The following is a 19903-nucleotide window of genomic DNA, read 5'->3' as shown; positions in this document are numbered from 1 at the left end:
CCCGATGGCCCGGCGCGCGGTGGCGTGCGCCGGGCCCTGACCCCTGACAGGAGCCTCGCCTTGGAGCGGATACATCGCACCAGCCTCGTCATCGAACGCCTGATCCGCATCCTCGTGGTGGCGGTGATGCTGTTCATGCTGGGGGCCGTGCTGCTCGACGTGCTGGTGCGCAACTCGTCGCTGCGGGTGCGCGGGCTGGACGAGCTGGCGCGGTACTCGCTGGTCTGGATCGTCTTTCTCGCCACCGCCGCGGGCGCGCGGTATGGCGACCTGATCGGGATGGAGTCGCTCTCGAAGATGTGCGGCCCGAAGGTGCAGGCCGTGCTCTGGGTGCTGCGACGCCTGATCCTGCTGGCCTTTCTCGCCTTCTTCAGCTGGTACGCGCTGGGGCTGGTGCAGCTGATGATCAAGACGGGGCGGTCGTCGGCCAACCTGCATATCCCGCTGTGGCTGGTCTATGCGCCGCTTTTCGTGGGCACGCTGCTGATGCTGCTTTCGCTACTGGTCGACGCCCTGCACCGGGTCGTGACCGGCGATATCCTGACACCGCCTGACGCCGACGCGGGGAACCGACTGTGGAACTGACAGCCCTTGCCGCCACCTTTTTCCTGACGCTGCTGATCGGCCTGCCGATCTATGCGGTGATGGGCATGTCGGTGGTGGTCTATTTCATCTTTTCCGGGGTGAACCCGGTGACCATTCCGCACCGCGCCTTTGCCGGGATCGATGTCTTCGTGCTGATGGCGGTGCCGTTCTTCATGCTGGCGGGCAACCTGATGAACGCGGGCGGCACCACGCGGCGGCTGGTGGCGCTGGCCGAGTCGATGGTCGGTTGGGTGCGCGGGGGGCTGGCGCATGTGAATATCGTGGTCTCGATGCTCTTTGCCGGTATCTCGGGCTCGGCGGCGGCGGATACCGCCGCGGTCGGCAGCATCATGATCAAGTCGATGCGCGAGCGGGGCTACCCGACGGAGTTCGCCACCTCGGTCACGATCTCGTCCTCGCTGATCGGGCCGATCATCCCGCCGAGCATCATCCTGATCGTCTATGCCGTTGTGGCGGGCGTATCGGTCAACGCGCTGTTCCTTGCCGGGATCGTGCCGGGCATCCTTTTGGGAGTGGCGCAGATGCTGCTGGTTTCGGTTTATGCGTGGCGCTACGGCTTCGGCGAGAAGGGGCGGTTCTCGATCGTGGCCTTCCTCAAGGCGTTTCTCGACGGGCTTCTGCCGCTGGGTATGCCGATCATCATCTTGGGCGGCATCTTCTCGGGCTTCTTCACCCCGACCGAGGCGGCGGCGGTGGCCTGTCTCTACGCGCTGGTCGTGGGGATGCTGATCTACCGCGAGATCAGCTGGCGCGACCTGCCGGGCATCGTGATCCAGAGCGCGCGTACGACCGGCAGCGCGCTTATCATCGTCGCCATCGCCGCGCCGCTGAGCTGGATCCTGACCAAGGAGCAAGTGCCCGCCACGGTGACGGCGGCGATCCAGTCGGTCTCGGACAACCCGATCGTGGTTCTGCTGCTGATCAACCTGATGCTGCTGGTCCTGGGCGCCTTCATGGAGATGATCGCGGCGCTGATCATCCTCGTGCCGATCCTGCTGCCGGTGGTCACCGGCATCGGGCTCGACCCGGTGCATTTCGGTATCATCGTGGCGATCAACCTGACCATCGGGATGATCACCCCGCCGGTGGGCATCAGCCTCTTCATCGGCGCCACCATCGCCCGGATATCGCCGGAACGGCTGGCGCTGGCGAACATGCCCTTCCTGCTGGTATCGATTGCCGTGCTGCTGCTCATCACCTTCGTGCCGGCGCTGGTGATGGTCCTGCCCGATCTCTACGGCGGCTGAGCGATGACGGAACGGTACGACTACATCGTGATTGGTGGGGGCTCGTCTGGCTGCGTGCTGGCGAACCGGCTGTCGGCGGACGGGCGCTCGCGCGTGCTGCTGGTCGAGGCGGGGCCGGACACGCCGCCCTACGAGGTGCCGGCGTCGATCTACGCCGACGGCTATTTGCCGGATTACTTCAAGGACAACCGCTACTGGACCAAGCTGACCGTCACCCGCGACCCGGTGGGCAATACCGGCGGCAGGAGCCTCGAAGAACACCGCTACGAACAGGCCCGCGTGATGGGCGGCGGGTCGAGCGTGAACGGGCAGGTGGCCCTGCGCGGCATCCCGTCGGATTATGACCGGTGGGAGGGGTTGGGCGCCACGGGTTGGAGCTACGACGACTGTCTGCCCTATTTCCGGCGGCTGGAGCGGGATATGGATTTCGACGGGCCGAAACATGGCCGCGACGGGCCGGTGCCGTTGCAACGTACCTTCCCGGATAACTGGTCGGGCTTCGCGCTGGCCTTCCGTGACTCGCTGGCGGGGCAGGGGCTGGACTATCACGACGACTGCCACGACGTGGCCGGGACCGGCTGCTTCCCCTTTCCCAAGAACAACGTCTATGGCCGCCGGGTGTCGGCGGCTGTGGCCTATCTCGACCAGGTGACGCGCCGCAGGGCGAACCTGCGGATCATGGCCGAGACCACGCTGGAGCGGATCATCTTCGACGGGCACCGCGCCACCGGCGTGACCCTCGCGCGGCCCGATGGCACGACCGAACGCGTCGACGCGGGCGAGGTGATCCTCTGCGCCGGGGCCCTGCATACACCCGCAATCCTGATGCGCCACGGCATTGGCCCTGCCGCGCATCTCGCCGAGCACGGCATTCCCGTACTGGCCGACCGGCGCGGCATCGGTCGGAACCTGCAGGATCACCCGCTGGTGGGCCTTGGCCTGCACCTGCGCCCCGAGGCGCGGATGCCCGGCACGATGGCCAATGCCTTCCTCGTCTACACGCGCTTCTCTTCCGGCCTCGACGGCTGCGCGCCCGGCGACATGAAAATGTCGCTCAGCGCCCGGTTCGACCAGACCCCCATCGGCCACCAGCTGGGCGTGCTGCGCGTCGGCCCCGATCAGGCGCATTCCACGGGCTTTGTCGAGCTGCGCTCGGCTGACCCGGCTGACGAACCCTTCGTGGCCTTCAACCTGCTGTCCGACCCGCGCGACATGGAGCGGATGAAACTCGGCGTCCGCTTTGCCATCGACCTTTTGCACGCGCCCGAGCTGGCCGCCGTGGGGCAGGGCGCCTTCGCGGGGGCCTACACGACCTGGATCCGCCGGCTGGGGCAGAAGGACCCGCTGTCGAGGACGGTGAACGCCATCGGGGCGAAGCTGCTCGACCTGCACCCGACGCTGCGCAAGGCGATGATCGGCATGGCGGTACGGGGCTATGACATCACGAGCATGCGCGACGATGACGCCGAGCTGGAGCGCTTCATCCGCGACACGGTGCTTGGCAACTGGCATGCCTGCGGCACGGTTGCCATGGGCGGCGCGACAGACCCGGCCGCGGGGGTCGACCCGGATGGCCGGGTCATCGGGGTCGAGGGGCTGCGCGTGGCGGATGCCTCGGTCATGCCGCGCATCCCTTGCGCCAATATCAACATCACCACCATCATGATCGCCGAGAAGCTATCTGACGCCATTCTCGGCCGAGGCTGAGCCGCGTCAGTCGCTGAACCGATCGATCAGCCACGCCTCGAGCGCGCGGGCCACCGGCAGGGCCTTATCCTCGGCCTTGGTGACGATGTAATAGGGGTGGATGGCCGGCACCGACTTGTCGAAGAGCCGGATCAGCCGGCCCTCGGCAAGGTCGCTCTTGACCGTCACCCGGTCGCCCATCGCCACGCCCAGCCCGCGGCGCGCGGCCTCCAGCGACATGTTGGCATTGTCGAAATACATGTTCTGGTGCCGCTGAATGCTGTCGAACCCGGCCTCGAGCAGCCAGCGCGACCACGTCTCTTCCGTGTGATCGTGCAGCAGCACCATGCCCGCCAGTGTCTTGGGCTTGGCCAGCGCATCGACGATGCGGGGGCTGCAGACGGGGAAGAACTGCGACTGTCCCAGCCGGGTGACCTTCTTGCCCGGATGCTCGGCCGAGCCATAGACGATCGACAGGTCGGCATCGGTGTTCTGCGCCTCGCGGTGCCAGAAATGCGTGGTGATGTGGATGTCGACACTGCGGAAGGTGCGGATGAACTCGCCCAGCTCGGGGATCAGCCAGTTGGTGCCCAGCCCCGGCACGCTGGAAATGGTCAGCTCGCCACCGGGCTCGGCCCGTTCCAACCCCTCGGTCGCCTGCGCCAGCTGATCGAAGGAGTCGCGGACGCTGGCGAACAGAGCCTCGCCCCGCGCGGTCAGCATCAGCGGCTTGTGGCGGCGGTCGAACAGGTCGAGCGCGACCAGCTGTTCGAGCTTGCGAATCTGGTGGCTGATCGCGCTATAGGTGACCCCGAGCTCCTCGGCGGCGGCCGTCAAGCTTTGAAGTCGCGCGGCGGCCTCGAAACTGCGCAAAGCGTAAAGCGGAAGGTCGCGGCGCTTGATCATGTTCGCACCCCGGTGATTGCCTGAGCGACGCGCGCGAAATCTGCCGCATTTCTGATCATGATTTGAATCCAGTTCAAGATAAAACGGAGAAATACTCGTTATGTTTGAGTCAGATTCTGAATTACCGTGAGTTAACGCTTCGATCAACGGACAACTCCCATGACAACCAACACGATTGCCGAAAAGACGACCCCCGAGACCACCCCCTGGGGCGTCAACGCCCAGACCGGGGTTCTAACCGATGTTCTGCTGGGGAAACCCGACCACTTCCGCTGGGTGCCGCTCAACTCGATCTCGGCGGTCAACCAGGCCAATGCCGAGCAGTTCGGCTATCGCTTCGACGCGCAGAAGGCCATGCAGCAACACCAGCGCATGGTCGAGGTCTACGAGACGAACGGCGTGCGCTGTCACTTCGTCGAGGCCGACGAGGGCCTGCCCAGCAGCGTGTTCACCCGCGATTCCAGCTTCATGACGCCCTGGGGCGCCGTGGTGACCAGCGTCCAGACGCCGGTGCGGCGGCAGGATTACTCGGTGGTCAGCGATTTCTACCGCAACGCCGGCATCCCGATCTGGAAATGGGTCACGGCGGACCATTTCGAAGGCGGCGATTTCGTCATCATCAAGCCCGGCGTCACGCTTCTTGGCTGGTCCGGGGACCGCTCGACCAAGGCGGGCGCCGAACAGGTCGCCGGCTGGATGCGCGACAAGGGCTGGGAGGCGTTCATCGTGCCGATCCCGCCGCAATTCGTGCATATGGATGCGGTCGTGGTGATGCTCGAGAAGGGCCTCGCGCTGGTCTGCGAGGATGCGCTGCCCAGCTACGCCATCGACTGGCTCGACGACCAGGGCATCGAGCGCATCGTGGTGCCCTATGCCGACTGCGTGAAGCTTGGCGGCAACATCGTCTCGCTGGGCAACAAGCGGGTCCTGTCGATGTCCCACAACGTGAACGTCAACCGGGTTCTGACCGAGGCCGGTTTCGAGGTGACGGCGGTCGATTACGACATGTTCGCCCTCGGCGGTGGCGGCGTGCACTGCTCGTGCCACGAACTCAAGCGCGTACCGGAAGAATAACGCACCGGGAGGAAGACCAGAAACTCAGCCAACAGGGGAACCAAGACATGACCGACAAGAAAGCCAAGCCTGCAAACGTCACCCGCACGAGAACCTACATCACGCCCACCCGCCGGCAGATGCTGGCCGGGATGGCCGCCACCGCCGGTGTCGGCGCGATGGGTGCCACCGCCAGCCGCGCCTTTGCCGCGGGTAGCCTGAACTACGTGGGCTGGGAAGGCTACGACACCTTCCTCGAAGCCGGCGACATTGCCGAGACGGTGGGCGCGACGCTGGAAAAGACCTTCATCTCCACCGCCGACGAGGTCATCACCAAGCTGCGCCTCGGGTCGTCGCAGGTCGATCTTTGCACGCCCTATTTCATCCATGACGACTTCCTCGTCTCGCAGGACCTGCTCGAACCGATTGACCTGGCGAAAGTGCCGAACTTCGAGAAGCTGCATCCGGTGATCCGGCAATATTGCGAAGAGAACATGAGCGAGAACGGTTCGTGGTACTCGGTGCCGGTGACCTATGGCTCGATCTGCATGATGTACAATGCCGACCTGGCCGAAAAGCCGACCTCGTGGACCGACATGCTGAAGGACGAGTACAAGGGCAAGGTGGCCATCACCAGCGACTATCCCGGCAACTTCTATGCCTGGGCCCGCGTGGCCGGTGTCGAGAACCCCAACCGCATGACCCGGGATGAACTGTCGAAGGTCACCGACATGCTGATCAACCTGAAAAAGAACCACCTGCGCACCATCGCCTCGAGCTATGGCGAGCTGATCAACCTGCTGGCCAACGAGGAAATCGTGATGTGCCAGGGCTGGGAGCCGGTCTCGACCTGGGTGGGCGACAGCGTGGATATCCGCCCGGCCTACCCGAAGGAGAAATGCATGGGCTTCATCGAGGGCTACTCGATCGGCAAGGGCTCGTCCAACATCGACGCGGCACATGCCTATATCGACCACGCCATCTCGGTCGAGGGGCAGCTTGCGGGGGCGGAGTGGAACACCATGCCGGTGGTCAATGCCGACGCCATGAGCCAGGTCAGCGATCTCAACGACGCGCTCTACGATTACGCCAATATCGAGAGCTACTTCACCGAGGAAACCGACGTGGTGCCGATGTACCCGCTGGAATCCGATGGCGAGCTGGCCACCTGGGACGAGTACCAGGAAGCCTGGGAGCGTGTACTGAAGGGATGAGCGACAAGACTGAACCAACCGGGGGCGAAAGCCCCCGACCGCTCGTGCGCCTTGGCGGTGTCTCGAAGGATTACGGCACCGTCACGGCGGTGCCGCCTCTCGATTTCGACATTGCCGAGGGCGAGTTCCTGGCACTGCTGGGCCCGTCGGGCTGTGGCAAGACGACCGTGCTGCGGATGATCGGCGGGTTTCTCGCGCCGACCACCGGCCGGATCGAGATCGACGGCGAGGATGTCACCCGCCTCGGCCCCGAGAAGCGGCGCACCAACATGGTCTTCCAGGGCTACGGGCTTTTCCCGCATATGAGCGTGCGGGCCAACATCGCCTACGGGCTGCAACTGATGAAGCGCCCCCGCGCCGAGATCGACGAGAAGGTGGCGCGGATGCTGTCGCTGGTGCGGCTCGAAGGGTTCGAAGACCGGATGCCGGCGGCGCTGTCGGGCGGGCAGGCCCAGCGCGTGGCGCTGGCGCGCGCGCTGATCATGAACCCCGCCGTGCTGCTGCTCGACGAGTCGCTGGGCGCGCTCGACCTCAAGCTGCGCAAGTCGCTGCAGAACGAGCTGCGCGAGATTCACCGCGCCATCGGCGGCACGTTCGTGTTCGTGACCCACGACCAGGCCGAGGCGATGGCGCTGGCGACCCGGATTGCCATTATGAAGGACGGGCGGATCGTGCAGCATGGCACGCCGCGCGAAGTATACGAACAGCCCGCCAACGAATTCGTGGCCGACTTCATCGGCGACGCCAACATCCTGCGCGGCACCCGCCGCAGCGGCGAGGTGATCGTGCCGGGTCTGTCCAAGCTTGGCCATGTCGACGGGCCCGATGGCGACGTATCCATCGTCGTGCGGCCGGATGCGGTCGACCTTCTGACCGGCGGCGAAACCCGGGAATTCGAGGTGACGGGCACCCTGACCAGCCAGGTCTATTACGGCACCCATGTCACCTTCACCGCCCGGCTGGCCAACGGTGAAGAGATGATGGTGACGCAGCCCACCCCCGGTGGCCCCGACCTGCCCGAAGAGGGCGCGGCCGTGCGGCTGGGCTGGCACCGTGACCGCTGCAACGCCGTCGCGCCGGAGTAGCCCATGTCAGCCGACCGCAAACCGCTTCTGATGACCACGCCGGCGCTTCTGGTGCTGCTGTGCTTCTTCGTGCTGCCGATGAGCTATTTCTTCGTGGTCAGCTTCTGGCAGCTGAAGATGTACCAGCTTGTGCCCGACGCGACCTTCGAGAACTATGTCGAGGTCTACGAGCAGTATTTCCATGCCGGGCTGTTCACCCTCGGCATCGCGCTGCTGATTGCCACGATCACCACCTTCCTTGCCTTCATGATCGCCTACATGATCCGGTTTCATGCCGGCCGCTTCGGCCCGCTGGTGCTGTTCATCGCGCTGGTGACGCTCTTCGGCGGCTACCTCGTCAAGATCTACGCCTGGAAGACGATCCTCGGCACCAACGGCATCCTCAACCAGACGCTTGTCGGGCTCGGGCTCGTGTCGGAGCCCATTTCGTGGCTGCTCTACAGCCCGCCCGCCGTGGTGCTGACGCTGGTGCATTTCCTGCTGCCCTTCGCCATCCTGCCCATTGTCGGCTCGCTCAGCAGCATCGACGACACGCCGGTCGAATGCGCGCGCGACCTTGGCGCCTCGAAGGCCCGCACCGTGCTCGACGTGGTGCTGCCGCAATGCCAGGCGGGGATCTTCGCGGCCTTTGCGCTGTCGTTCCTGATGTCGGCCGGCGATTACGTGACGCCCCGACTGGTGGGCGGGCCGCATACCTTCATGGTGGGCAACTTCATCGAAAGCCAGTTCGTGAACCGGCTCAACACGCCCATGGGATCGGCGCTGTCCTATTCGGTTCTCCTGGTCTGCCTCGCCACGCTGGTCGCCTTCCGGGTGGCGCTGTCGCGGCTTCTGAGACGGCGATAGGGGGCGGCGATGCAGGGATCCAACAACCTCTTCTGGCCGCTCTTCGGTGCCGTGAGCATCTTCTTCATGCTGTCGCCGCTGGTGCTGGTGGTGCTCTTCTCCTTCGGAGAGAACGCGCAGGCAACGCTGCCCATCGGCGGGCTGACGCTCGACTGGTACCGGGCGCTTTTCGACAACGACAATTTCTGGCGCGGCTTGCAGAATTCGATCATCGTCACCGGCGCGGTGGGTCTGTCCTCGACCGTGGTGGGCACGCTGGCCGCTCTGGGCCTTGCGCGGCTCAGGCCGGCGCGGGCCGGAAGGCTGATAACGGTGCTGTCCTTCCCGATCATGATGCCGCCCTTGGTGCTGGCGCTGTCGCTCGTCACCTCCTACGCGGGGCTTGGCATTCCGATGGGGCTGCATACGGTCATCCCCAGCCACCTCGTCTTCACCCAGCCTTTCGTCATCCTGATCGTCTATGCGCAGATGTCGAACTTCAACTATGCCGTGGTCGACAGCGCCCGCGACCTTGGCGCCTCGCCGCTGCGGATCTTCTTCACCATCATCCTGCCGATCATCCGGCCCACCCTTATCGGTGCAACGCTGATCGCCATGGCCGTCTCGCTCGACGATTTCATCATCACCTTCTTCACCATCGGCAGCGGCATGACCCTGCCGACGCTGATCTGGGGCATGCTGCGCACCTCGCTCGACCCCAGCATCAACGCGCTCGGCACGCTGGTTCTGGTGGCGACGATCAGCGCCAGCATCGTGGCCCTGCGCATCACCCGGTACCGCGGATGAGCGCGGCGGCCGCCTATCGCGCACTCTACGAGGGGCGGCACGTGCTGGTGACAGGCGCCAGCAGCGGCATTGGCCGATCCGTGGCTTTGGGGCTGGCGCAGGCGGGCGCGCGCCTGTCGGTGCTGGCCGAGAACGACCTGATCCACGAGGCGGCGGCCGGGATCGCCGCCACCGGCACCGCGCCCGAGCATGTCCTGCACTGCGACGTATCGGATGCCGGGCAGGTGCGCGCCGCGCTCGACCCGCTGCCGCCCATCGACGCGCTGATCCAGGTCGCGGGCTACCAGCCGCGCACGCCGGTGGATAACCCCGACCCGTTGATCGACGCCGAGTTCGAGCGCTGCATGGCCATCAACGTCACCGGCATGTGGCATGTCACCCGCGCCGCGCTTGGCAAGATGGGGCAGGGCGGCAAGATCGTCCTGACCTCCTCGATCTGGGGCAAGACGGCGGTGCCGGAATACGCGGGCTACGTGACCTCAAAACACGCCGTCATCGGCCTGACCCGGGCGCTCGCCGCCGATCTCGGGCCGAAGGGGATCAATGTCAACGCGGTCTGTCCCGGCTGGGTCGAAACCGAGGGCGCCATGTGGACGGTGCGCGAGCAGGCGGCCGAACAGGGCATTCCTGTCGCCGAGATCGTGCAGCAGATCGCCGACAGCTTCCCCATGCCCGGCATGATGCAACCGCAGGACATGCAGGCGATCTACCTTTTCCTCGCCTCCGACCTCGCCCGCGACATGACCGGGCAGGCGATCAATGTCGACCGGGGCGCAGGGGTGATATGAGACGGACAAGGAAGGCCAACCGATGGGCAGACTGACAGGCAAGGTGATCCTCGTCACCGGCGCGGGCGCCGGGATCGGCCGGGCCATCGCGATCCAGGCGGCCACGGAGGGCGCGCTCGTGACCGTCGCCGATATCGACGCCTCCGCCTGCGCGGCCGTCGCCGCCGAGATCACCGGCCAGGGCCACGCCGCACAGGCCCAACCGCTCGACGTCACCGACCCGTTCCGCTGGACAGAAGTAACCGACGGGATCGCCGCCACCCACGGCCGCCTCGACGGCCTCGTCAACAACGCCGGCATCCAGCTCTCCCGCCCGCTTCTCGACACCACGCTCGACGATCTTCGCCGGGTCTTCGCCGTCAATCTCGAGGGCACGTTCCTCGGCACGCAGGCCGCGATGCGGGTGATGCGCGCGGCCGGGCAGGGGGCCATCGTCAACATGTCCTCCACGCTCGCCTCCCACCCGCTTGCCTTGAACGCCGCCTATTGCGCCAGCAAGGCGGCGGTGACCCAGCTCAGCAAGGTCGCGGCGCTGGAAGGCGCCACGTCCGAGGCCCGCATCCGCGTCAACACCATCCATCCCGGCGTGATCGCCACCCCGATGGTCGAACGCGAGATCGCCGACGTCACCCGCGAACGCGGCCTGTCCTCCGACGCCGAGGTCCGCGCCGAATGGCACCGGCTCTGCCCGCTGGGCATCGGCCAGCCTGCCGATATCGCCCATGGCGCCGTCTACCTGTTGTCGGACGAGGCCGCCTATGTCACCGGAACCGAACTGGCCATCGACGGCGGCCACCTGCTGACCTGACCGCCCCCCGACCCGCGAAAGGAGCCTCCCATGATCGAGAACCCCGTCCCCTGGCCCAACGGCGCGAAATGCGCGGCGGCCATCACCTTCGACATCGACACCGACAGCTTCCTGCATCTCGAGTACGGCGATCGCGTGCCCGACATGGTCTCCTCCACCTCGTGGCTGCGCTATGACGAGATCGCGGTGCCGCGCCTTCTGAAGATCTTCCGCGAATACGACCTGCGCCAGACCTTCTTCTACCCGGCCTGGTGCATGGAACAGCACCCCAGGCTTGTCGAGATGATCCTCGAGGGCGGGCACGAGATCGGCCATCACGGCTACCTGCACGAAAGCCCCAACCGCCTGACCCGCGAAGACGAGCTGCACTGGCTGCAACGCTCGACCGAGACGATCGTGCGGATGACCGGCCAGAAACCCCGCGGCTACCGCGCCCCGGTCTACAATTTCTCGCGCGACACCGCCGATCTTCTGGCGCAGGAGGGGTTCCTCTACGATTCCAGCCTGATGACCGACGACGTGCCCAACCTCATCCGCACCGGCTCGGGCAACCTGATCGAACTGCCGACGCACTGGGCCATGGATGACTGGCCGCATTACGTCCACAATATCGAACTGCAATACATGATGAGCATCCGCACCCCCGACGAGGCCAAGGCGGTGTACCTGTCGGAATTCGACTTCGCCTACGAGCATGGCGGTCTGTGGCTGGCGATCTGGCACCCCTGGGTGTCGGCGCGCGGGCCCCGGGCACAGGCGATCTCGCAGATGATCCGCTACATCATGGACAAGGTCGACGTCTGGTTCGCGACGCTGGAAGAGATCGCCACCCACATCAACGCCTGCATCGCCGACGGCAGCTACACCCCGCGCGCGGTCGACCTGCCGTATTACACCGGCGCTTTGCCGGACGACCAACGGCCGAAACAGATCTGATTTGGCGAGACGGGCGGGGCTCCTGCGAGGGGACTCGCCCCCGCTGCCTTGCCCCTGCGTCCTGGGCCAGAACACACCCCACCACCCCGCCGAGACGGATTTCCAATGAAATCAGGAGGTTGTGAGGATTTTGGCTCCGGCGGTAGGGATCGAACCTACGACCAATTGATTAACAGTCGAAATTCTTGGCCTAACAGATCATAACCATGTAAAACTATCGGGTCAGAAAAATACCCTGTAAAACAAGTATTTTATTGCATTGTTATGCAATGTTCCTAACTTGGGGTAACAGTCGAAAACACGCAAAACTGTTACCCCATCGTTACCCCAAGGGACAAATTGATTATGGCAAAGGCGATGACAACCAAGGCGGTGGAGGCTTTTAAGCCGGGGCCAAAACGTCGTGAAATTCCAGATCCGGCACTTTCTGGCCTGTACCTTGTGATCCAACCGAGCGGCGTCAAAAGCTGGGCGCTCCGATATCGGTATTCCGGCAAGCCTCGCAAACTCACGCTAGGCAAATGGCCGATTATGGGAGTGGCAGATGCACGGGCCGCTGCATCGGAGGCAATCGAGGCGCTGGAACTAGGTAACGATCCTGGCGCCGCGAAAAGGAAGGCCAAGGCGGCGCGCATCGAGGCGCACTTATCCGAGCGCGACAAGATCAAGACGCTACTAGAACAATACGCTAAAAGGCATCTCAGCACTTTGAAATCCGGCGCGACAGTGAAGCGCGAATTGGACCGTCACGTTAGGACCGTCTGGGGGGATCGCGACATTCACGACATTGCCCGCCGTGATGTGATCGACCTTCTAGACGGGATAGCTGATAGCGGTCGCGTTGTGAGCGCAAATCGCGTCCGATCCTATCTCGGAACGTTCTTCGGTTGGTGCGTGGATCGTGACATCATCGCCATGTCACCGGCGCAGGGCGTCAAGCCGGTTGTCAAGGAAAAGAGCCGCGACCGCGTTCTGAGTGATGACGAGATCCGATGGTTCTGGCGCGCCTGCGACGATCTGGGCTTTCCTTGGGGGCCGTTTGGCAAAACCTTGCTTTTGACCGGCCAGCGGCTTGGAGAAGTTGCCGGGATTTCCGACGCCGAAATAGAAGGCGGTGTTTGGTATCTGTCTACCGAACGCACCAAAAACGGACGCTCGCATACGGTGCCGCTCTCTGAGGCCGTGCGGGCTGTTCTGGCGGGCGTGGAGCGGGTAGAGAGCCGCCCCCGCCTAATCTATACCACAACCGGCGCAAGCCCACTCAGCGGCTTTCACAAAGGCCGAAATCACATTGCCGAACGCATGGCCGAGATTGCCAGCGAAGAAGCCGGGGAGCCGGTGGAAATCCCGCATTGGACATTTCATGATCTGCGCCGCACTGCCGCTACTGGCATGGCGCGGCTTGGCATACCTGTGCGTGTGACAGAGGCGGTTCTAAACCACGTCAGCGGCACGGGCGGCGGCATTGTGGCCGTTTATCAGCGACATGACTATGCCGACGAAAAGCGGGCCGCGCTGGACGCATGGGCGAGGCTGGTGGCCGATCTGGTAGAGGGCAGGTCGGATAACGTGGTTCAGATTGAGGGGGCAAAACGGTGAAGTGCGTTTGGGAAGACGCGATGCATCGCGTTGAAAGTGAAACGTTTTCTGACTCAGATGAAGATTTTGATGCGCTGGCAGAGCTGTCAAAAGCTGGGAACATCAGTTCCAAGAACCTTTTATCTGCAGTAAAGCGTGAGATTGCGGAGGTTTTGACGGATGCGGGGTTTTCAGATCCTGGTAAAAGCATTTTCCACAAGGGCAGGTTCTGGTGTGATGTTCAAGAAGGCGAGCGCCCCACTGGCAAGGCGGTATCGCCAGGTTGGGCTTTCGCGAGAAGTCAATCTGAACCGCTTACGCCTGTGCATGAGGCGGCAAGCATCTACATGGGTATCATTTTCCTGGAAAGCGCTTTGGCTCATGGGGATATGGAGAAAGTTTTTTTTAACGCCTTTCAACTTGGGGTTGGGATCAACCGCTTTAACGCACGGCGGCGGCACCTAAAAAGAATAACGATCCGCAAGAAATCAGAGCGAGGTCTTCGAGAAGTCTCGGAAGGGCGCGCTGCGGCCAACGCCGAGAAAGCGGCGAAGGCCAAGCAATGGAAGATGATCGCCATCAGAATGGCGAACGAATACAAGGAAAGGAACCCACAGGCTTCCAAGTCCAGTATCGCCATTTGGATCAGCCGCAATTGGCCCGAAGATGCCGGGGTATTACGCCCGGCGACAAACACAATCCGACAAGCCATTTAGAAAGTTGACGAGGCATGATCGTGTGCCGTCAACTCGACACGTTACCTCTTTCGCACATGGTTTAACGCGAAGGAGGTAAGCCAGTGACTGAGAACGAAAAACGCATTCAGGCCGCGAAGGTCTTGGCCCTGTGTGGTGACATTTCCCAAATGACGCTTTGGCGCTGGATGCGCGATCCCGCGCTGAACTTTCCTAAGCCAGTCTACATCGGAAATCGCCGTTACTGGCGTGAAGCCGACGTGATTGAATGGCTCGAATCCCAGAACACGGAAGCCGCATAAGAAAACCCCCCGACCGATGGCACGGCGGGGGCTTTCCATTAGTGCGAATTTTAGCGGGTTCGACGGGAAAGATACCATGCCGCGCCACCTCGGGCAACAACGAGGTGAGCAAATGAAGAAGTTACAAGTCAAATACCTGATGCGCTTGCATAGCGTGACCGAAGCACAGGCACAGGCCCTCGCCTTCCTGATCTGGGGGGCTTCCTAATGAGCAAGGAGAAGCCCACACGCCAGCAGATATGGCGGAAGCGCAATCCGAAGAAATACGCCTGCCACCTTGCAGCGCAGAACGCCCTACGCCTCGGCGTGATCAAGCGTCAACCCTGCGAGGTGTGTGGCGGCGAAAAGGCGGACATGCATCACGACGATTATTCGCGGCCCTTCGATGTGCGCTTTCTCTGCCGACGCCATCACAAGCAACACCATGCCAAAGGGCCGAAGGATGGGGCGTGAGAAGAAGAATGAAGCAGGCAAAGGGCAGCATTGGGGAACACAGATACTTCGCGCAACGCTGGAAACGCCTGCATGGCGCGCCCTGTCTCCGTCCGCGCAGGCCGCATACCCGTGGCTTCGCATGGAATGGAAAGGGCCGAAAGCGAACCGGAACGGCCAATTGCGCCTTTCATTGTCTCAGCTTGCCGAGCGCATGGGCGTCAACATCAAGACTGCTGGGCGCGCATTCCACGACCTACAGGCCAAAGGCTTTCTTGTGGTCACAGAGGGCGCGCACCTCGGCTCTGAAGGTTCAGGCACCGCGCCGGCCTACGAACTCACAGAAATCGCACTTCCAGGCGTCAAGCCGGTGGTGGGGCGGAAACTGTTCAACGATTGGAGGCCCGGAAAAGATTTTCCCGTTTATCGAGCGCCCGCAAACAACCCGCGCGGCATCAATCGAAAAACAAAACCCCATGCCCAAAATGGGGAAGGAGCAACCCCAAAAAGGGGAAGGTTCTGAAAACACCATGCCCAAAATGGGGAAGCCCTATGCCCAAAATGGGGTTGGTTTCGCCCGTTTTCGCAAAGTGACCATGCCCAAAATGGGCAAATCCTTAATCTACCATACCCCATAGGAGCAAGATCCATGAACGACAGCTTCGACGACAACATCAAGGCCAGCATAACAGCCGTAGCCGCGCAAAGCGTGGACCACGCATTGGCTAAAGCGAAAGAGCTTGGACATGACCCCATCGCTTCCCTGGATGGTCTAATTATGACCGCGCGGGAATGCATCGCAGTGGCCGAAGAAGCGAAAGAGCAAATCCAGAAGGAGCGCCAAAAATGAGCAACCCCAATACCCACCCCGAATACAGCCGCGCCCGCAGCCTGATCGACCAAGCACTCAACGAGATCAGCGAGGACGGCGACATTGGCGAATTCGCTAACTGCCTTCTGGGCCAGTCTTGCGCGCTCTATCGCCTCGTTCATGGCGACAGCGACGCCAACGGACTGACTGCCATGCTGGCCCGGATTGCGGCCCGTGAGGCGGAACGCGCGGCGCAAGACCCCAGTTCGCCGCACTGTGGACCGGCAGGGCGGGCGTAATGGACTGGCAAGGAACATCGAGAACAGTGGAATTGACCATAACTTATATTTGCGACTATCTGCTCATTGTGATAGGATTTAATTATCGCGTTTCCAAGCACGACGCTGGCCGCGCGATCACTTCGGGCCATGCCGGGCGCTGGTCCAACCGACATACCGCCATGCACGACGCTGGCGCGATGACGGCGACAACCCCCTTACATATTGCGGCTTTCGCCGCTCCGAATTGCATGGAGAAGCCCAATGGCTGATGGCAACACCCTTGTTGAGGTGAAAAACCTCTTTTCGAATACCCAAGCCGAGGTGCAGCAACTCGCTGACCGCCTCGCAGAACTTGAAACCAACGCAAACCGACCGGGCGCACCGTTCGCCAAAGCGCGGGATCTGCGCGACGGCGCCAAAGCGCAGATGATCGACTTTCTGCGCACGGGCCAGGGCCTCGAAGCAAAACAGCTTCAAGGTAATGTCGGCGCGCAAGGCGGCTTTGCCGTTCCCGAGCAGATCGACCGAATGGTGCTCGACCAGCTGGTAGATATCACGCCGGTGCGTCGTGTGGCCCAAGTGGTCAAAACAACCTCGCCGGATTATGCGAAGCTGATCGGCCGGCGCGGCACCGGATCGGGCTGGACCTCTGAAACCGGCACGCGCACATCGCAGGACACGCCGAACCTGGCGCAGGTCAAACCGAGCATGGGTGAACTCTACACCTACGGCACAGTGACGCGGCACCTGCTGGAAGACGCGGCCTTTGATATCGAGGCATGGTTGATCGAGAACATCGTCACCGAATTCGCGGTGCAGGAAGGCGCGGCCTTTGTTTCCGGCGATGGCGTCAACAAGCCGGTTGGTTTCCTCGCGGGTGATGCGCCGGTTTCAACCGGCGACGATACGCGGGACTTCGGAACCCTGCAATTCATTGCCACGGGCGCCAGCGGTGACTTCGCGGCTTCGGACCCTGACAACGTGTTCTTTGACACTGTGGCCGCGCTGAAGCCGGGCTATCGCGCCGGCGCTGTCTGGATGATGAACAGCACCACGTCAGCGGCGGTGCGCAAGCTGAAGGACACTGACGGTCGCAGCCTTTGGGTGGACGGTCTGACCGAGGCGCAACCCTCGCGCCTTCTGGGCTATCCGGTGGAGATTGCAGAGGACATGCCGGACATTGCGGCTGACTCCCTCAGCATCGCCTTCGGCAACTTCCAACGAGGCTACATCATCGCTGACCGGGCAGGCATGACCATGATCCGGGATGAGGTGACGCAACCGGGCTTCATCAAGCTGTACGCAGCGCGCCGCACGGGCGGCACCGTTGCAGATAGCAACGCGATCAAGCTGATCAAGTTCGCGAACTAAGAGAATGCCGCTCGGTTTTCCCTACCGTTGCGGTCTAGGCCAGCAGTTCAGACTGGCCGACAGCCACCGCGCCCGCGTCCTGCCGCTTCATGCGGTCGGGTGCGGTGGCGCCAATTCCCGAAGGGTAGGGGGTGGGCAAATCTCTGGGCGCGTTGTCACGGGACCGGCGGCGGGCGTCTTTTTTTCACAGGGTCAGCATTGAGGTAAATTTCCATGAAGGGCGGTAAGCAGATCCCCGACGAAATGAAGGTCATCACGGGCACGTTCCGCAAGGATCGCAGCAACCCGAACGCGCCTTCTGTACCATCTGGCATTCCCGAAGCCCCTGCATGGCTCTCTGAGCGCGCGTCAGAGCTATTTGCGAGCCTTTGCGCGGTTCTGGATAACCTGAACATCGTCAGCCCGGCTGATGAATGCATGATCGCCATGCTGGCCAGCCGGCTCGAGGAAATCGAGGTACTGACCGCGACGATTGAAGACCAGGGCCGGACGTACAAAGGCGAAAGCGGCCTCTGGAAAGCGCGCCCCGAGGTCTCGCAGCGCAACGAGGCCATGCGCCACTGTCACGCCCTTCTGAGCGAGTTTGGCCTAAGCCCGGCGACACGAAACAAAGTTACGGCGAACAAGCCCGCCGAGAAGAACCCATTCGCAGCACTGGATTAATCAAATGAGCAAGATTGTGGGCGATATCGCCGTCGAGGTATCCGCAGACATTGCCCCGCTGCAGCGCGGCATGAGGCAAGCGCGGGGCGATGTGAACCGCTTTGGCCGCAATGTCGAACAGATGGCCCGACGAGCCGCGCGGATGAGTGCGGTAATTACCGGGGCGTTTGTCGCCGCATCAGCGGCAGGCGTGGCGCTTGCCAACCGAGTAGGGGAGGTGGGTGAGAGCCTTACCAACCTATCCCGAGTAGCAGGCACGACGCCTGAAAAGTTTCAGGAAATGGCGGTTGCGACCCGTTCGGTTGGTGTCGAGCAGGAAAAGCTGGCCGACATTCTGAAGGACGTTCAAGACCGTGTTGGTGACTTCCTGCAAACCGGCGGCGGGCCGATGGCGGATTTTTTCGAGAACATCGCACCTAAAGTTGGTGTGACCGCCGAACAATTCGCCAAGCTGAGCGGGCCGGAAGCGCTGCAACTCTATGTCAGTTCGCTTGAGCGGGCGAACCTGACGCAGAACGAGATGACCTTCTATCTTGAGGCCATGTCGTCCGACCTGACGGCAATGCTGCCGCTGCTGCGGGACAACGGGCGGGAAATGAACCGGCTTGGCAAGGAAGCCCGAGACGCCGGCGCGATCATTTCCAACGAAGCCGTGAAGGGTGCAGCGGATCTGCAAGAGAAGTTGCGCGGGATGCGCAACGAGATCGACGCGCACCTGATTGATGCGATGGTCGATCTAGAGGATGAGCTGGTCGCGCTTGCAGATTTCGTGGCTGACTATGGTGTTCCTGCCTTCAAGAAATTGGTGGAATGGGCATCGGCAGCGGCGGAAGGTGTCAACATTGTTGCTTCGGCTATGAGGGTTATGAACGATCTGGACGGCATGACGCCGGCAGACCCCAATCGTGAATACCCCATTCCTGATAATGAGCGTACGCCCGGCAACGAACCGAACTCAAACACCGGAACATACGACTATACAGACCCGTTCTTTTCCCAAGGCCTGAACGGCCAAGGAAGACCTAACAGCCCGTCGATGAGGCGCCCCCGCGCTCGCCCAGAAGATCTTAACACGGGCAGGGGCTCAAGTCGTCGTGGCGGGTCAAGCTCGGGGCCGACCGAAGAAGATTTCGAGCGCCTACGCGATCAGTTCGCGACAGAGCAGGAAATCATTCAGGAGAACTACGAGCGGCAGCTTGAGCAGCTTGAGGAGTTCCGTAACCGCAAGCTGGCGACTGAGGAAGAATACAACGAGCTTGAGAAGCGCATCCACAAGGACCACCAGGACAAGATGCTCGCCTTGGAAAAGGCGCGCCGCGCGGCAACCCTAAACGCCATTTCGGGCGCATTGGGCGATGTTGCCAGCCTAATGCAGTCGGAGAACAAGAAGGCTTTTCAGATCGGCAAGGCGGCGGCAATCGCGGACGCAACGATCAAGGGGTATCAGGCAGCGGTTGCGGCTTGGGAAAAGGGTATGTCAACGCCCGGCGGTGGGCCTCATTTGGCTGCGGCCTTCGCGGCAGCTTCTGTGGCAAAGACCGGGATGCTCATTTCTCAGATTGCATCCACTCAGTATGGTGGTGGCGGGGGCGGAGGTGCCGGCGCCGTTGGCGGCGGTGGAGCAGCGGCAGCAGGCGGGGCGGCACAAACCCCGCAGGTTTCCCGCGACGTCGTGGTGCAACTTACCGGAGGCCCGATGTTCACGCGCGAGCAAGTGGCGGAGTTTTTGACCGAGCTTAACGAGTACGTCGAAGACGGCGGCAATATCCGGGTGGTCTGATGGCCTAGCGTAAACTTGTCTTTCTCGCT

The 19903-nt window shown here is 62.7% G+C and carries 23 protein-coding genes; 22 read left to right on the top strand and 1 reads right to left on the bottom strand.

Annotated features, from left to right (window positions below; translation table 11 throughout):
- The first annotated feature begins 60 nt into the window (after positions 1-60).
- Genes RIdsm_RS13700 through RIdsm_RS13690 form a run of 3 tightly spaced genes read left to right on the top strand, consistent with a single transcriptional unit; the run spans position 61 to position 3560 of the window.
- Positions 61-585, top strand: a complete 525-nt coding sequence (locus RIdsm_RS13700; protein ID WP_057815348.1) for a TRAP transporter small permease — start codon at positions 61-63, stop codon at positions 583-585.
- Positions 576-1853 carry a TRAP transporter large permease gene (locus tag RIdsm_RS13695; protein ID WP_236553217.1) on the top strand — a complete coding sequence of 426 codons (1278 nt, stop codon included), beginning with the start codon at positions 576-578 and terminating at the stop codon, positions 1851-1853. Before RIdsm_RS13700 ends, RIdsm_RS13695 begins: the two co-directional genes overlap by 10 nt.
- Before the next feature lie 3 nt (positions 1854-1856).
- On the top strand, positions 1857-3560 hold the full coding sequence (locus RIdsm_RS13690; RefSeq protein ID WP_057815351.1) for a GMC family oxidoreductase: 1704 nt from the start codon (positions 1857-1859) through the stop codon (positions 3558-3560).
- 6 nt (positions 3561-3566) lie between these two features.
- Here RIdsm_RS13690 and RIdsm_RS13685 read toward each other — a convergent pair whose 3' ends face one another.
- Positions 3567-4445, bottom strand: coding sequence for a LysR substrate-binding domain-containing protein (locus tag RIdsm_RS13685; RefSeq protein WP_057815352.1), 879 nt, complete (start codon positions 4443-4445; stop codon positions 3567-3569).
- A 159-nt stretch (positions 4446-4604) separates the two neighbouring features.
- Here RIdsm_RS13685 and RIdsm_RS13680 point away from each other — a divergent pair, with 159 nt between their 5' ends.
- The 19 genes from RIdsm_RS13680 (at position 4605) to RIdsm_RS30155 (ending at position 19874) form a co-directional block, all read left to right on the top strand.
- Entirely contained in the window at positions 4605-5519 is a 915-nt protein-coding gene (locus tag RIdsm_RS13680; RefSeq protein ID WP_057815354.1) for a dimethylarginine dimethylaminohydrolase family protein, read from the top strand.
- A 47-nt stretch (positions 5520-5566) separates the two neighbouring features.
- Positions 5567-6712, top strand: a complete 1146-nt coding sequence (locus RIdsm_RS13675) for an ABC transporter substrate-binding protein (protein ID WP_057815355.1) — start codon at positions 5567-5569, stop codon at positions 6710-6712.
- The gene (locus tag RIdsm_RS13670; protein WP_057815357.1) at positions 6709-7797 is read left to right on the top strand and encodes an ABC transporter ATP-binding protein; all 1089 of its coding nucleotides are present in this window, start codon (positions 6709-6711) and stop codon (positions 7795-7797) included. Before RIdsm_RS13675 ends, RIdsm_RS13670 begins: the two co-directional genes overlap by 4 nt.
- A gap of 3 nt (positions 7798-7800) precedes the next feature.
- The gene (locus RIdsm_RS13665; RefSeq protein ID WP_057815360.1) at positions 7801-8643 is read left to right on the top strand and encodes an ABC transporter permease; all 843 of its coding nucleotides are present in this window, start codon (positions 7801-7803) and stop codon (positions 8641-8643) included.
- 9 nt (positions 8644-8652) lie between these two features.
- A complete protein-coding gene (locus RIdsm_RS13660) occupies positions 8653-9429 on the top strand; it encodes an ABC transporter permease (protein ID WP_057815362.1) in 777 nt (258 codons plus the stop codon).
- Complete coding sequence (locus RIdsm_RS13655) at positions 9426-10217, top strand: SDR family NAD(P)-dependent oxidoreductase (protein WP_057815364.1); 792 nt, start codon at positions 9426-9428, stop codon at positions 10215-10217. The genes RIdsm_RS13660 and RIdsm_RS13655 overlap by 4 nt, the downstream gene beginning before the upstream one ends.
- 22 nt (positions 10218-10239) lie before the next feature.
- Positions 10240-11025 (top strand): SDR family NAD(P)-dependent oxidoreductase, encoded by a 786-nt coding sequence (locus RIdsm_RS13650; protein ID WP_057815366.1) that lies wholly within the window; start codon positions 10240-10242, stop codon positions 11023-11025.
- A 30-nt stretch (positions 11026-11055) separates the two neighbouring features.
- Positions 11056-11961: a polysaccharide deacetylase family protein gene (locus RIdsm_RS13645; protein WP_057815368.1), complete on the top strand. Its 906-nt coding sequence runs from the start codon at positions 11056-11058 to the stop codon at positions 11959-11961.
- A 345-nt stretch (positions 11962-12306) separates the two neighbouring features.
- The gene (locus RIdsm_RS13640) at positions 12307-13560 is read left to right on the top strand and encodes a tyrosine-type recombinase/integrase (protein ID WP_057815371.1); all 1254 of its coding nucleotides are present in this window, start codon (positions 12307-12309) and stop codon (positions 13558-13560) included.
- A 20-nt stretch (positions 13561-13580) separates the two neighbouring features.
- Entirely contained in the window at positions 13581-14255 is a 675-nt protein-coding gene (locus RIdsm_RS13635; protein ID WP_057815374.1) for a hypothetical protein, read from the top strand.
- An 83-nt stretch (positions 14256-14338) separates the two neighbouring features.
- Positions 14339-14536: a helix-turn-helix transcriptional regulator gene (locus RIdsm_RS13630; RefSeq protein WP_057815376.1), complete on the top strand. Its 198-nt coding sequence runs from the start codon at positions 14339-14341 to the stop codon at positions 14534-14536.
- A gap of 207 nt (positions 14537-14743) precedes the next feature.
- Entirely contained in the window at positions 14744-14989 is a 246-nt protein-coding gene (locus tag RIdsm_RS13625; protein ID WP_057815378.1) for a hypothetical protein, read from the top strand.
- Positions 14979-15491 (top strand): helix-turn-helix domain-containing protein, encoded by a 513-nt coding sequence (locus RIdsm_RS13620; protein ID WP_074939733.1) that lies wholly within the window; start codon positions 14979-14981, stop codon positions 15489-15491. The genes RIdsm_RS13625 and RIdsm_RS13620 overlap by 11 nt, the downstream gene beginning before the upstream one ends.
- 126 nt (positions 15492-15617) lie before the next feature.
- Positions 15618-15818, top strand: a complete 201-nt coding sequence (locus RIdsm_RS13615; RefSeq protein ID WP_057815380.1) for a hypothetical protein — start codon at positions 15618-15620, stop codon at positions 15816-15818.
- Complete coding sequence (locus RIdsm_RS13610) at positions 15815-16078, top strand: hypothetical protein (protein WP_057815382.1); 264 nt, start codon at positions 15815-15817, stop codon at positions 16076-16078. Before RIdsm_RS13615 ends, RIdsm_RS13610 begins: the two co-directional genes overlap by 4 nt.
- On the top strand, positions 16078-16329 hold the full coding sequence (locus RIdsm_RS13605) for a hypothetical protein (protein ID WP_143100326.1): 252 nt from the start codon (positions 16078-16080) through the stop codon (positions 16327-16329). The genes RIdsm_RS13610 and RIdsm_RS13605 overlap by 1 nt, the downstream gene beginning before the upstream one ends.
- Positions 16322-17431 (top strand): phage major capsid protein, encoded by a 1110-nt coding sequence (locus tag RIdsm_RS13600; protein ID WP_057815384.1) that lies wholly within the window; start codon positions 16322-16324, stop codon positions 17429-17431. Before RIdsm_RS13605 ends, RIdsm_RS13600 begins: the two co-directional genes overlap by 8 nt.
- A gap of 213 nt (positions 17432-17644) precedes the next feature.
- Positions 17645-18094: a phage terminase small subunit P27 family gene (locus RIdsm_RS13595; protein WP_057815386.1), complete on the top strand. Its 450-nt coding sequence runs from the start codon at positions 17645-17647 to the stop codon at positions 18092-18094.
- A gap of 4 nt (positions 18095-18098) precedes the next feature.
- Entirely contained in the window at positions 18099-19874 is a 1776-nt protein-coding gene (locus RIdsm_RS30155; RefSeq protein ID WP_057815387.1) for a hypothetical protein, read from the top strand.
- Positions 19875-19903 lie beyond the last annotated feature (29 nt).

This window comes from Roseovarius indicus (assembly GCF_008728195.1).
In the GTDB taxonomy this organism is placed as follows: Bacteria; Pseudomonadota; Alphaproteobacteria; order Rhodobacterales; family Rhodobacteraceae; genus Roseovarius; species Roseovarius indicus.
This window is presented reverse-complemented; position numbering and strand designations above follow the sequence as displayed.

Coding starts and splice junctions, on each gene's coding strand:
- RIdsm_RS13690 (WP_057815351.1), top strand. CDS start 1,857: ATGACGGAACGGTACGACTACATCGTGATTGGTGGGGGCTCGTCTGGC.
- RIdsm_RS13685 (WP_057815352.1), bottom strand. CDS start 4,445: ATGATCAAGCGCCGCGACCTTCCGCTTTACGCTTTGCGCAGTTTCGAG.
- RIdsm_RS13680 (WP_057815354.1), top strand. CDS start 4,605: ATGACAACCAACACGATTGCCGAAAAGACGACCCCCGAGACCACCCCC.
- RIdsm_RS13675 (WP_057815355.1), top strand. CDS start 5,567: ATGACCGACAAGAAAGCCAAGCCTGCAAACGTCACCCGCACGAGAACC.
- RIdsm_RS13670 (WP_057815357.1), top strand. CDS start 6,709: ATGAGCGACAAGACTGAACCAACCGGGGGCGAAAGCCCCCGACCGCTC.
- RIdsm_RS13665 (WP_057815360.1), top strand. CDS start 7,801: ATGTCAGCCGACCGCAAACCGCTTCTGATGACCACGCCGGCGCTTCTG.
- RIdsm_RS13660 (WP_057815362.1), top strand. CDS start 8,653: ATGCAGGGATCCAACAACCTCTTCTGGCCGCTCTTCGGTGCCGTGAGC.
- RIdsm_RS13655 (WP_057815364.1), top strand. CDS start 9,426: ATGAGCGCGGCGGCCGCCTATCGCGCACTCTACGAGGGGCGGCACGTG.
- RIdsm_RS13650 (WP_057815366.1), top strand. CDS start 10,240: ATGGGCAGACTGACAGGCAAGGTGATCCTCGTCACCGGCGCGGGCGCC.
- RIdsm_RS13645 (WP_057815368.1), top strand. CDS start 11,056: ATGATCGAGAACCCCGTCCCCTGGCCCAACGGCGCGAAATGCGCGGCG.
- RIdsm_RS13640 (WP_057815371.1), top strand. CDS start 12,307: ATGGCAAAGGCGATGACAACCAAGGCGGTGGAGGCTTTTAAGCCGGGG.
- RIdsm_RS13635 (WP_057815374.1), top strand. CDS start 13,581: ATGCATCGCGTTGAAAGTGAAACGTTTTCTGACTCAGATGAAGATTTT.
- RIdsm_RS13625 (WP_057815378.1), top strand. CDS start 14,744: ATGAGCAAGGAGAAGCCCACACGCCAGCAGATATGGCGGAAGCGCAAT.
- RIdsm_RS13620 (WP_074939733.1), top strand. CDS start 14,979: ATGGGGCGTGAGAAGAAGAATGAAGCAGGCAAAGGGCAGCATTGGGGA.
- RIdsm_RS13615 (WP_057815380.1), top strand. CDS start 15,618: ATGAACGACAGCTTCGACGACAACATCAAGGCCAGCATAACAGCCGTA.
- RIdsm_RS13610 (WP_057815382.1), top strand. CDS start 15,815: ATGAGCAACCCCAATACCCACCCCGAATACAGCCGCGCCCGCAGCCTG.
- RIdsm_RS13605 (WP_143100326.1), top strand. CDS start 16,078: ATGGACTGGCAAGGAACATCGAGAACAGTGGAATTGACCATAACTTAT.
- RIdsm_RS13600 (WP_057815384.1), top strand. CDS start 16,322: ATGGCTGATGGCAACACCCTTGTTGAGGTGAAAAACCTCTTTTCGAAT.
- RIdsm_RS13595 (WP_057815386.1), top strand. CDS start 17,645: ATGAAGGGCGGTAAGCAGATCCCCGACGAAATGAAGGTCATCACGGGC.
- RIdsm_RS30155 (WP_057815387.1), top strand. CDS start 18,099: ATGAGCAAGATTGTGGGCGATATCGCCGTCGAGGTATCCGCAGACATT.